At 60.0% G+C, this 12,761-nt stretch carries 8 protein-coding genes; all 8 read left to right on the top strand.

Annotation, left to right across the window (positions count from 1 at the left end):
* Positions 1-187: 187 nt before the first annotated feature.
* A complete protein-coding gene (trpB, locus tag HKD40_RS03600; RefSeq protein ID WP_349236516.1) occupies positions 188-1,393 on the top strand; it encodes a tryptophan synthase subunit beta in 1,206 nt (401 codons plus the stop codon).
* Complete coding sequence (gene trpA / locus HKD40_RS03595) at positions 1,393-2,217, top strand: tryptophan synthase subunit alpha (RefSeq protein WP_169194515.1); 825 nt, start codon at positions 1,393-1,395, stop codon at positions 2,215-2,217. The genes trpB and trpA overlap by 1 nt, the downstream gene beginning before the upstream one ends.
* Before the next feature lie 118 nt (positions 2,218-2,335).
* Entirely contained in the window at positions 2,336-3,313 is a 978-nt protein-coding gene (accD, locus tag HKD40_RS03590; protein ID WP_169194355.1) for an acetyl-CoA carboxylase, carboxyltransferase subunit beta, read from the top strand.
* 104 nt (positions 3,314-3,417) lie between these two features.
* On the top strand, positions 3,418-4,110 hold the full coding sequence (locus tag HKD40_RS03585; protein WP_169194354.1) for a nucleotidyltransferase family protein: 693 nt from the start codon (positions 3,418-3,420) through the stop codon (positions 4,108-4,110).
* Entirely contained in the window at positions 4,107-7,118 is a 3,012-nt protein-coding gene (addB, locus tag HKD40_RS03580; protein WP_169194353.1) for a double-strand break repair protein AddB, read from the top strand. Before HKD40_RS03585 ends, addB begins: the two co-directional genes overlap by 4 nt.
* Entirely contained in the window at positions 7,115-10,537 is a 3,423-nt protein-coding gene (gene addA / locus HKD40_RS03575; RefSeq protein ID WP_169194352.1) for a double-strand break repair helicase AddA, read from the top strand. Before addB ends, addA begins: the two co-directional genes overlap by 4 nt.
* A 75-nt stretch (positions 10,538-10,612) precedes the next feature.
* The gene (gene trxA, locus HKD40_RS03570; RefSeq protein WP_169194351.1) at positions 10,613-10,939 is read left to right on the top strand and encodes a thioredoxin; all 327 of its coding nucleotides are present in this window, start codon (positions 10,613-10,615) and stop codon (positions 10,937-10,939) included.
* A 144-nt stretch (positions 10,940-11,083) separates the two neighbouring features.
* Positions 11,084-12,757, top strand: a complete 1,674-nt coding sequence (locus HKD40_RS03565; RefSeq protein ID WP_169194350.1) for a glycoside hydrolase family 3 N-terminal domain-containing protein — start codon at positions 11,084-11,086, stop codon at positions 12,755-12,757.
* Positions 12,758-12,761: the final 4 nt, after the last annotated feature.

Below are 12,761 nucleotides of genomic sequence, written 5' to 3'. Positions count from 1 at the left end.
GTGGGCCTTATTCTTTTTCGAGGGGACTGGCGCAATCCCCGAAATTCCCCTTTCTCATCAGCCCCTGCACCTGCCAAATCTATTGCACTCACCGGCCATGCCAGCTTATTGAAGCCCATACCCTGGGCTTGAGAAGCTCGACGAAGAAGTCCCCATCGGGATTTCGACGGAGGATACGCGATTGACCATCACCAATTCCCTGCGCAATGGCCCCGATGAACACGGGCGCTTTGGTATCTTCGGCGGACGTTTCGTCGCTGAAACTCTGATGCCGCTCGTTCTCGATCTTGAAGCAGCCTATCGCGCCGCCAAGACCGATCCGGCCTATCTGGCAGAGATGAAGGATCTCGCGACCCACTATATCGGCCGCCCAAGCCCGATCTACCACGCCAAGCGCTTGTCCGAGCAGCTCGGTGGCGCACAGGTCTGGTTCAAGCGCGAAGAGCTCAACCACACTGGTTCGCACAAGATCAACAATTGCATTGGCCAGATCCTTCTCGCCAAGCGCATGGGCAAGACCCGCATTATCGCCGAAACCGGCGCTGGGCAGCATGGTGTAGCAACGGCCACTGTTTGTGCCAAGTTCGATATTCCCTGCACCATTTTCATGGGTGCAACCGACGTTGAGCGTCAAAAGCCAAACGTTCTGCGCATGAAGATGTTGGGCGCTGAAGTGCGCGCCGTCACCGCTGGCGCAGGCACGCTCAAGGACGCGATGAACGAAGCCATTCGCGACTGGGTCACCAATGTCGAAAACACCTATTACCTGATCGGCACCGCCGCAGGCATGGCGCCCTATCCAGAAATGGTCCGCGATTTCCAGTCCGTCATCGGCACGGAAATCAAGCAGCAGTTCCAGGAACTCAACGGTCGCCTCCCGGACGCAGTCGTCGCTTGCGTTGGTGGCGGTTCAAACGCCATTGGCTCCTTCCACGCTTTCCTCGATGACGAGAGCGTCGCGCTCTATGGCGCAGAAGCTGGCGGCCACGGTATTGACGTTGAAAACGGTCACGCCGCGTCCATGACTGGTGGTCGCCCGGGCGTACTGCACGGCAACCGCACCTATCTTTTGCAAGATGACGCTGGCCAGATCCTTGAAGGCCACTCGATCTCGGCAGGTCTCGACTATCCGGGCGTTGGCCCAGAACACTCGTGGTTGCACGACATCAAGCGTGTCACCTATCAGCCGATCACCGACAATGAAGCGCTCGACGCCTTCCAGCTGTGCACCCGTACTGAAGGCATTATCCCGGCGCTCGAATCTGCGCACGGCCTGGCGCAGGTTTGCAAGATCGCGCCGACCATGGGCAAGGATAAGCACATTGTTCTCTGTCTCTCCGGTCGCGGTGACAAGGACGTTGAATCTGTCGGCAAGCATCTGGGGCTGCTCTAATTATGTCGCGTATTGAAAAGCGCTTTGCCGCGCTCAAGGCAGAAAACCGCCCCGCACTCGTCACCTTCATCATGGGCGGCGATCCGGATCTGGCCACCAGCCAGGCGATCCTCGAAGCCCTGCCACAGGCCGGTGCGGATGTGATTGAGCTGGGCATGCCCTTCTCCGATCCGATGGCTGATGGTTTGGCCATTCAGCTGGGCGGTCAGCGCGCCCTTGCCGCCGGTCAGACACTGCTGGGCATTCTCGGCATGGTCGAAGATTTCCGTCGCAAGGACGAAAACACCCCGATTGTTCTAATGGGCTATTACAACCCCATCTATTCTTTCGGCGTCGATAAATTCCTCGTGCAGGCTAAGGCAGCCGGTGTTGATGGCCTGATCGTTGTCGATCTTCCCCCGGAAGAAGATAGCGAGCTGTGCATTCCAGCGCTCCAAGCAGGCATCAACTTTATCCGTCTCACCACCCCAACCACCGACGACAAGCGCCTTCCGGCTGTTCTCAAAAACACCTCGGGCTTTGTCTACTATGTCTCGATGAATGGCGTGACGGGCGCTGAGATCAAGTCGCGCGCTGCCGTTGGTGACGCAGTGGACCGGATCAAGGCCCACACCGCTCTTCCGGTTGCGGTCGGCTTTGGCATTAAAACCGCCGACGACGCTGCCATGATAGGCAAGCATTCCGACGGCGTTGTTGTCGGCTCGGTGCTTGTGGACGCCGTCCGCACCTCGCTGGTTGACGGCAAGGCCACTGACAAAACCGTTTCCGCAGTCCGCGATATCGTCGCGGACCTTGCATCGGGTGTGAAGCGCGCTCGCGCCTAACCCCGCCATGTGGATAAGAGAAGCGTGCATATTTTGCGCTTCTCGTTTCCGCCTGATAAGAAATGCCACAATCGACTGCTACGTGGGCCGTTAAGAGTCCATCGCGAAAGGCCGCGCTATGAACTGGATCGACAATTTCGTCCGCCCCAAAATTCGCTCGTTGTTGACCAACAAGCGCGAAACCCCTGAGAACCTCTGGGTTAAAGACCCCGAGTCCGGGGAAATGGTGTTTTACCGCGATCTCGAAGCGAACCAGTGGGTTGTGCCCAATTCTGGCTATCACATGAAGATCAAGCCGGCGGACCGCTTGGCGACCTTCTTGGACGATGGCAAGTATGATCTCGTGCCCGTCGCTGACGTTCCGGTTGATCCGCTGAAATTCCGCGATCAGAAGAAATACGTTGATCGCCTCAAGGAAAACCGCGCCAAGACGGGTAATACCGACAGCGTGATCGTCGCCACCGGTAAGCTCTATGAGCGCGCCATCACCGTGGGCATCCAAGACTTTGACTTCATGGGCGGCTCGCTCGGCATGGCCGCAGGGCAGGGGATCATCACTGGTCTCGAAACCGCTGTGAAGAACAACACCCCCTTCGTGCTCTTTGTCGCTTCCGGCGGTGCGCGCATGCAGGAAGGCATTTTGAGCTTGATGCAGATGGCCCGCACCACGGTTGCGGTCTTGCGTCTGCGTGAAGCTGGCCTGCCATTCTTTGTCGTGCTCACCAACCCGACCACGGGTGGCGTTACCGCCTCCTACGCCATGATCGGCGACGTGCATCTGGCCGAGCCGGGCGCACTCATCGGCTTTGCCGGTCAGCGCGTTATCGAGCAAACCATTCGCGAAAAGCTCCCTAAAGGTTTTCAGCGTTCCGAATATCTTTATAGCCACGGCATGGTGGATATGGTTGTGCACCGCCACAATCTGCGTTCGACCATTGGCTCGCTCGCAGCAATCCTCACCAACGCTCCAGAAAACCCAGCCCTTTCGGGTTCGGCTACTAAGGCTGTTGCGGCTCAGGCCAGCCTGCGCGCTGCCGCTGTCGCCGCTGAAGGCGATGACGATATCGATCCGCCAGTTCCGGCCCACGCCGAATAAGCTGTTTAAGAAGGGCGCCGCGGGCGCCCTTTTTCTTGTCCGCTCAGCACTGCAGGGGTCTCGCCAAACTGGACAGAGCAGCTCTCCGCCTGTTCTATCCAGTCATGGAAAAACCTGCCCGATTCCCCGATGTTATGCTGCTCGCTGCCGGTCTTGGTACGCGGCTGCGCCCAATCACCGAAACCATCCCAAAGCCGCTTGTGCCGGTGGCTGGTATTCCTTTGATTGAGCGCGTCATCGGCACCGCTAGGGCAGAAGGGGCAAAGCGCTTCGCTGCCAATGCCCATTATCGCGCGGACCAAGTGCTGGCCCATTTTGGCGGCCTGCTGAAGGTCAATCGCGAAGACACCCTCCTCGGCACAGGTGGCGGCGTCAAAGCCGCGCTGCCCATGCTGCACTCCGATCCGTTCTTCGTCATGAACACGGACGCCTTCTGGCCGGAAGGGGCGGATACGCCTTTGGCCCGCATGCAGGCCAAGCGAGAAAACGAAGATCAAATCGTGCTCCTATGCGTTCAGCCCTCGCGTGCTTCAGGCTTTTCCCGCAGCCACGATTTTTGCCTTGATCCGTTTGGGCGTATCACCCTCGATTACGGTGCTCCGGTCATCTATGCGGGCGTGGCGCTACTGGGCAAAAACCTCTTCGCTGACACGCCTAACGGCGAGTTTTCCTTGAACCTCTTGTTCGAGCGCGCGCTCGAAGAGGAAAATCTTCTCGGCGTCACCTTGGACGCGCCATGGTTCCATGTCGGCGACGCTGAAGGGCTCGCCGCAGCCGAGAAGGCGCTTTCGGCATGAGGCTCTTTTCGATCGCCCCCCACACCCCATTTCTGCAGTGTCTCGCTGATGGGGTGATGGATGGTCGGCTGCTGCACGATTGGGACCGCTCTGGCCCCTTCTGGCTGTCCGACGTCACCATTGTCGTCCCCACCCAACGCGCCCGCGCGCTGCTCGCAGATTGTTTTGCTGCGCATCCTGAATACGCAGGCCTTCTGCCGGATATTCGTACCTTTGGTGGTGACGACGCCGAAGAAGAACCTTTCCTGCCGCCCTATGATGCTCCACCCATGCCGCTGGGCGTGACCGGGCTAGAGCGCCGCCTCGTGATGTCACGCCTTGTCGCCGCCTGGGCCCATAGCCCGGCGGGCATTCAGGCTTTTTCGACCCCGCCAACGGCCGCTGAAATCTTTTCTATGTCGGACTCGCTCGGCACCGTCATTGACGATCTTCAGATCGAAGAAAAATCCGCTTCCGATCTCTATGCCATCAAAGAGGGCATGGAGCATGAGGTCAGCAATTACTGGCAGCAAACCTTAGAGTTTCTCAATATCGCGCTGACCCTTTGGCCACATCACCTTGGTCCCGGGCGCGCCGATCCGCAGGAAATCCGCCGCCAGCGCCTTGATCGACAAGCGCTGGCTTCAACCCATGTCTATTCGGACCGTCCCGTCATCGCCGCCGGTTCTACCGGGTCTATAGCTGCAACTGCGCGCCTTCTCGCTGCAATCGGCAGTCTGCCGCGTGGCGCGGTTGTGCTCCCCGGCCTCGACATGGATATGAGCCCGCAGATGCACGAGGCGCTGCTCAATCCCGACAGCAATCCCCATGGCCACCCGCAATATGGCCTCGCCCGTCTTCTGCGCCGTCTTGGCGCGGGCGTGGGCGAAGTGGTGGAGCTGTGTGCGGTCGATCATCCCCGCACCACCATCGTCAACCACGCCCTCGCGCTCACCGAAGACACAGCGCTTTGGTCGAGCCTACGCCCCGACGACGGCACCATCGCAGCAGCGTTTGGCACTGTGTCCGTCATACGCGCCCGCACCGAAGACGAGGAAGCGCGCTCCGTCGCCCTCGCCAGTCGCGCCGCTCTCGCCGCGAACAAAACTGTCGGCATTATCACGCCCGACCGAAACCTTGCGCGCCGTATCGCTGCCGAACTGCGTCGCTTTGACATTGAGGTCGACGACGCCGCAGGCGCGCCGCTCTTCCAATCGCCCGCAGGCCGTCTTTCCCGTCAGGTCTTGAGCCTTGTTACTGGGCAATGCGCTCCCGTGGATCTCGTGGCGCTCCTGCGCAATCGCTCCGCCCTCTTTGGCCTCGAGCGCGCCGACATCACCATCTTCGCCGATATCGTCGATCTCAAAATTCTGCGCGGTCAACGCCTCGCCCCCGGTGTTGCGGGCCTGCGCAAAGCCGTCGAAAAGCAAACTGGCCAAGACGTTCCGGGGGGGCGTCGCATTAGCGAAGACGCTGCCGAAAAGCTTCTCGGCTTTTTCGATAGGCTCGAAAAAGCCATTTCCGGGCTCAACGCCCTTTCTGCCAAGCCCGAGATTGGAGCCGGGCAACTTGCCGCCGCGCTCTTTGCCGCGGTCACTGCGGTCAGTCAGGGCGCGCCGCTCCATGGGCGAGATGAATTGGCGCGTTGGGCTGCGGACATGGAAAAGCTCGCCGAGGAGGGCCATCGCTTCGCCCCGCGCGGTCTAGATGCAGTCCTTTCCGCGCTTATGACCGGCTATCAAGTGCGCAACCGCGAAGCCCGCCGTAGCGATATTTCTATCTGGGGGCAGATTGAAGCCCGCCTCATGGCGCCCGATCTGGTTATTCTCGCAGGGCTGAACGAAGACAAATGGCCTGCAGCCGCCGATCCTGGCCCTTGGCTCAGTCGCGGCATGCGCCTTGCTGCTGGCATGGAGCCGCCCGAGCGTATGCAGGGTCTTGCCGCGCACGATTTTGCCCAGGCCATGGGCCGTGACGCCGTTATCATATCCTATTCAGACCGCGTCGGCTCCAGCCCCGCTTTGCCCTCGCGTCTCGTCCAGCGTCTAGACGCGTTCATCGGCGCTTCGGCAGTGGAGACCATGCGCGAGCGCGGCCAGTTCTGGATTGTTCAATCGCGTGCGATCGACGCTGTAACAAGCGTCACCCCCGCCAAGCGTCCGCTTCCCAATCCACCGATTGTCCCTCGCACCCAAAAACTCTCGGTGACCGAAATCGAAACGCTGATGCGTTCGCCTTACGACATTTACGCCAAGCACGTTCTCAAACTGCGCCAGCTCGATCCTTTGGGCGAAGAGCCTGATGCGCGCGAACGCGGCACCATCATCCACGCCATCTTTGCCCGCTTTGTCCAAGAAGGTTTTGAGGTTTCTGCGCCCGACGCGCTCGAAACCCTCAATCGCCTCGCCGCGGAAGAATTTGCCAATCTCGACGCCATTGGCGAACGCCGGGACATTTGGCTTCGACGCTTTGCCACAGCGGCCGAACAATTCCTCAACTTCGAGCGGCAGCGCGATCCTCTGGTGCGCAAACGCCACGCGGAAATCGAAGGGCAGCTTGAGCTCAAACTGGCGTATGATTTTCTCATCACCGGCAAGGCCGACCGTGTCGATGAGCTGTATGACGGCACGCTCGAAATGCTCGATTTCAAAACCGGCTCACCGCCGTCCGGCGCGGCGATGAAGGCGTTTGAGGCCCCGCAGCTCCTGTTGGAAGCCGAAATGGGTGCCAATGGCGGCATGCGCGGCGTCGCTTCTGCAGACACCTCAGCCCTCACCTATATCAAGATCGGCCTCGGCCCCGACGCCTTTAAAGTCTCGGGTTTCTCCTTGCCGCCCAACACCAGCCTCATGGAGGCGGCCGACGAGATCAACCGTCGCATGCAGTCGCACATCGAGCATTTCCTTTTGGCCGAAACTCCGCTTCCCGCCCGCCTCATGCCGCTCAAAACCCAGCGTTTTGCCGGGACCTATGATCACTTGGCCCGTGTTGCCGAATGGACCGCGGTTGATGGGGATGATGAGGCATGAGCGATCGCGGCAAACTTTCCGTCCCCTTCGACACCACATCGAGCCAAGCGCGCGCTTCCGACCCCACCTATTCCATCTGGGTGGAAGCCAATGCGGGCTCGGGGAAAACTTTCGTGCTCACCCGTCGCGTCTTGCGCTTGCTGCTTTCCGGCGTGCGGCCGCAATCGATTCTCTGCCTCACCTACACCAAGGCCGCAGCCGCAGAAATGCGCCGCCGCGTCGGCAATGAGCTGGCCGCTTGGGCGGTTGCCAGCGAAGAGGCGCTCTATAAAACTCTCAGCGACGTGTCCGGCAGCGCGCCCACAAAAGAGCAATTGCGCGATGCGCGAACCCTCTTTGCCCGCGCGCTTGAAACCCCCGGCGGGTTGCGCATCCTCACCATCCACGCCTTCTGCGAGGCCGTGTTGCACCGCTTCCCCATTGAAGCCGGTGTCCCCTTTGACTTCGCCGTCATCGAAGACGATCGCCAGGAGCAGATGATCCTCTCGGCCCGCGAAGGCGTCATGGCCGATGGCTTGCGCGGTAAGGAAAATGCCCAAGCGGTGGAAAGCCTTTTCGGTCTGATGAGCGATCACGCCATCTCCGAAGCTATTGCAGTGGCCCTCTCGGAAGGGGCACGTCTTGAGCCCGTGCTGGCGGATATTGCTGGGGCGAAGGCGCGCTTGCGCAAGATGGCTGGTTTTTCGGGCCGCTCCTTTGCCGAGATCCGCGCCGATATCCCTGCCCACACGCTTCTCGCCGCTGACACACTGACCCAGATTCGCTCTCGCTGTGCGGTTAAGCCTGAAGGCGACGGGTGTGTGGATGTGCTCGCGCGCCTCACGCCCGAGACGCTTACCGCTGAAGAGCTTCGCCGCGCCTTCTTCACCAAAGCAGGCGATCCGCGCAAAAAGCTGCTGCTCAAAGCCGATGACACTGGCAATCCCGGTCTCAACGATCTGCTCACCCGCGAGCAAGAGCGCATTATCGCTCTCGAAGAAGAAGCCAAGGCGTCCGCTCTCGTTGAACGTAGCGAAGCGGTGTTGGATGTCGTCGCCGCCATTCACGCCCGTTACGAAGACGAAAAGCGCCGCCACTCGCTGCTCGACTTTGACGATCTCATCGAAAAGCTCGGCACGCTCTTTGCTAATAAAGAGCTTGGCCCGTGGGTCCAGTATAAGCTCGACGCAGGCATCGACCACATTCTCGTCGATGAAAGTCAGGACACCAATGGTCGGCAGTGGCGCGTTGTTCGTGCTCTGGCCGATGAGTTTTTCACCGGCGAAGGTGCGATAGAGCGTCCTCGCTCGCTGTTTGCCGTGGGCGATCAAAAACAGTCGATCTATTCCTTCCAAGGCGCTCAGCCTGTGCTGTTTGGCGAAACCGGTCGCGAAATAGCCCGCCGAGCCCAGCTCGCCGCAAAGAACTTTCAGGCCGTCAAACTGCACACCAGTTTCCGCACCCTCGGCTCGATATTGAACGCGGTCGACAAGGTCTGCTCGCGCGATGATATCCGGGCAGCGCTGCTGTCGGTGGAGCCCATCGGTCACGCCGCAGCCCGTATTCAAACCGGCGGCAGTGTCACGCTCTGGCCTCCGGTGCAGGAGCAAAAAACCGAGCGCGAAACCACAGAATGGCCGCTTGAGCCCGTGGACGGAGAGATGAGTGGCAATCGTCAGGTCGCCATGCGCATCGCAGAGGAAATCCGTTCGTGGATTGATTCTGGCCGCATCTTGGGCGAACGCGGTCGCCCCGTTCGCGCCGATGACGTTCTCATCCTCGTTCAGAAGCGCGGCGCTTTCTTCCAAGAGGTGATCCGCGCTCTGCGCGCCAAAAACCTACCGACCCCGGGCGCTGATCGTCTGGCCGTCACCGGCCACATCGCCGTGCTCGATCTTCTGGCGCTGATGGATGTGCTGCTCAACCCGGCCGACAATCTGCAATTGGCGGCGCTCCTGCGCTCGCCGCTGTTCGACGTCTCCGAAGAACTTTTGTACGATTTCGCCCGCGACCGCCTCGCCAACCAGACCCTCTGGTCAGCAATCTTTGCTTCCGAACAGCCGGAGGCTGTTGCTGTAAAGCAAGTGCTGGGCAAGTGGCGCAGCCAACTCGATATGGAGCGCCCCTTCGAATTCCTCACCGGCGTACTCTATGCCGAGGGCGGGCTAAAACGCTTCCACGCGCGTTTGGGCACTGAAGTAGACGAGGTTATCTCCGAGCTTTTGGAATTGGCCCTCAGCCACGAGCAGAGCGAGCAGCCCTCGCTTCAGGGCTTTGTCGCCGACATGCGCCGTCGCTCCGTCACCATCAAGCGCGAGTTGGCCGAAGGCGGCGCAGGCGTGCGCGTCATGACCGTCCACGGCTCCAAAGGGCTCGAAGCCCCCATTGTTATTCTCGCCGATGCGACAGCAAAGCCCTCGGGCAAACAAACCGGCAAGCCGCTTTACGTCGTGGCCGAAGCGCCCGGGCCTTTACTGGTCCATGCCTCCCAATCCGGACAGCATGTCGAGGAGTCGCTCAATATTAAGGCGGCCAGCGACGCGCAGGTCGCCGAAGAATATTGGCGTCGCCTTTACGTCGCCATGACTCGCGCCGAAGACGAACTTTACGTCACCGGCACGCTTACAGCATCGCAAAAGCTCGACAATTCCTGGTACGAAGCCATCGAAATGGGCCTTGCGGGGGAACTCCACAAAGTCGGCGGCGACGACGACGTGCCGCTCTCCTATGTTTTCCCTGAGCACACGGCGCCGCGCTACCTGCCCGGTGGTAAGGCTGCGAGTAAAGCCGCCCAAGAGCTGGTGCTACCCGCCGTGCCAGAGCCGGACGTGCCGAAAATTATCAGCCCCTCATCGGCTGAGGATCATGGTCCCGCCGAACACGCTCTCGACACTCTGTCCGAACGCGCCCGTGACGCCGAAACGGCGCGCCGCGCAGGCATCGCGCTCCACGCTCTGCTGCAGCACCTTGTGCGCGTTGAGCGTTCGGCTTGGGAGCAAGTGGCCCCACGTGCGCTGGATGCGCTGATGCCGGGGGGCGGTGAGCATGCTGAGGGCGTGCAAGACCGCGCTATTTCCATTCTCTCTCGGCCCGAGTTCTCTGCGCTCTTCGGCCCTGCGAGCCGACCGGAAGTGCCCTTCCAGATCAACGCCATCAAAAAAGGCGAGCCCATCATCTTGCGCGGCCGCATGGATCGCATCGTGGTCGATGATGAGGGCGTCCTTGTCATCGATTACAAATCTGACGCGAACGCGCCCAGCGACCCTGGAAAGGTCTCCCCGGCCTATCTCACTCAGCTTGGTCTATATGCGCTGGTTGCAACGCAGCTTTTCCCCGGTCGCTCGGTCCGCGCGGGTATTCTTTGGACCCAGTTGGAATCCCTAATGATTTTGCCGCCAGAACGGCTTGCAGAAGCGACAAAGGATTTCACGCTCGATTGACCGGACCTTGTATCTGGGCTGGACTCTTCCCAGCTTTAGGAGCAAACAGACGACCGCTTTCAACCTAAAGGCACCATGATGACTAATCCTGTTTCCGAGGCCAACTTTGGCGAGGAAGTCCTGAACTCCAAGGAGCCCGTACTCGTGGACTTCTGGGCGGAGTGGTGCGGACCGTGCCGCGCAATCGCCCCTGTCCTTGATGAACTCTCCAGTGAACTGGCTGGCAAGGTAAAGATCGTTAAGCTGAACGTCGACGAAAACCCGGGCCTTGCGGCTCAGTATGGCGTTCGCTCGATCCCGACCATGATACTGTTCAAGGGCGGTCAGGCAGCTGACATGAAGATCGGCGCAGGCACCCCAAAGGCGGGTCTTGCCAAGTGGCTCGAAGGCCACGCCGCTTAATCGACAGACCAGAATTTTTTGTTGCGCCGTCGGGATTTCCCGGCGGCGCTTTTGTTTGCTTGAAGATCTGCCTCGCCTTTGCCACCTTGCTCTGGTGCTGCTAAGCAAGACAAAACAGAATAAGAAGACTTCAGGGGATTTGCCTTGGCCGCCATCGACCTCTCTGCCGCGCCGTTCCATCTTGAAGACGGTGCGCAGGCCTGGGTGCAAGAAACGCTGACCAGCCTAAGCCCGCGCGATAAGCTGGCGCAGCTGTTCATTCTGCTGTCACGCGATGCGCCGGAGGCCGCGCTCGATAGCCTGCGCGCCTTCAAACCCGCCGGCATCACGCGAATCTATTCGTCCAATCTCAGTGCTGAGATTGGCTTGATCAACGACGCCAATAGCGTTGGCCCTGTGCCCATGCTGGTCAGCGCCGATCTCGAAGGCAGCCGCATGAGCCTGCCCTTTGGCACTGAAGTGCCAAATCCGCTGGCGCTGGCGGCCATCGACGATGTTGAAACCACATCCGCGATTGCCACCATCATGGCCGAGGAGGCCCATGCTGTTGGGCTCAATTGGAGCTTTACCCCGCTGCTCGACATCAATGCCGCTTGGCGCAGCGCTATTGTCAGCACGCGCTCATTTGGCTCGGACGTTGATCTGATCGAGCGCCACGCCCTAGCAGAAATCTCAGCCTTCCAAGCCAGTGGCGTCGCCGCGACCGTAAAGCACTGGCCGGGCGAAGGCTTTGATGACCGCGATCAGCACCTGGTCACAACCGTAAACCCGCTCTCCGTGGAGGAATGGGAAGACAAGTTCGGTCGGCTGTATCGCGCCGCCATTGATGCGGGCGTTATGAGCGTCATGTCTGCCCATATCGCTTTTCCGGCCTATGTCCTCGCCAATGACCCAGATGCAGGCTCTGAAGCATACCGCCCAGCCGTTCTGAGCTCTTTGCTCAATCAGCAGCTCCTGCGCGAAAAGCTGGGCTTTAACGGCCTTATCGTCACGGACGCCACGCCTATGGCTGGTTTTGGTGACTGGGGCCCGCGCTCCGAAATCATTCCGCAATCCATCATTGCTGGCTGCGACCTGATTCTGTTTTCCGACGATCCCACGGCCGACTTGATGCATCTGGTGGCCGCCGTTGCCGATGGCCGCCTGAGCCAGGAACGTGTTGATGAAGCCGTGACGCGCGTCTTGGCGCTCAAGGCCGCACTGGGCCTTCACAAGACTGATCGTGAGCCGCTGGAGCCAATCAGCGCGCAGCTCACTCTAGCGCGTCTGTCGAGCAAAGAAGTCGCCAAGGCAGCGCATGACAAAGTGCCAACGCTGGTCAAAGACACAGCGAACCTTTTGCCGTTGACGGTTGAAAAGCATAAGCGTGTTTTGATCTTTTCGACCGGGGCGGTGCAACCCTTCGCACCGGTGCCTCTGCCGCTGTCCTTGCCAGATCTCTTGCGCGAGCAGGGTTTTGAGATCACCGAATATACGCCTGACATGCAGGTCAACATCAAGGATTTTGATCTCGTGCTGTATCTTCTTGCGGAAGAAACCCTGCTGACGCGTCAGCGGATTTTCCTCAATTGGCGCGAGCTGACGGGCAATGTTTTTGGCGCGATGAAGCGCTATTGGCACGATGTGCCGGTGCTGATGGTGTCGCTTGGCTACCCGTTCTATCTGCATGATGCGCCACGGGTTAAAACCTACGTCAACGCTTATGCCTCCAACGAGGATATGCAGCAGGCGGTCCTCGATTGCCTCTTGGGCAAGAAGCCCTTCTTGGGCAAGAGCCCGGTCGATCCCTTCTGCGGGTCCGACCAGGCCAAATATTGAGGCA

Origin of the sequence: Devosia sp. MC1541 (genome assembly GCF_012847305.1) — a bacterium.
In the GTDB taxonomy this organism is placed as follows: Bacteria; Pseudomonadota; Alphaproteobacteria; order Rhizobiales; family Devosiaceae; genus Devosia.
Note: the sequence above shows the minus strand (reverse complement) of the source record. Positions and strands in the feature narration are given on the sequence as shown.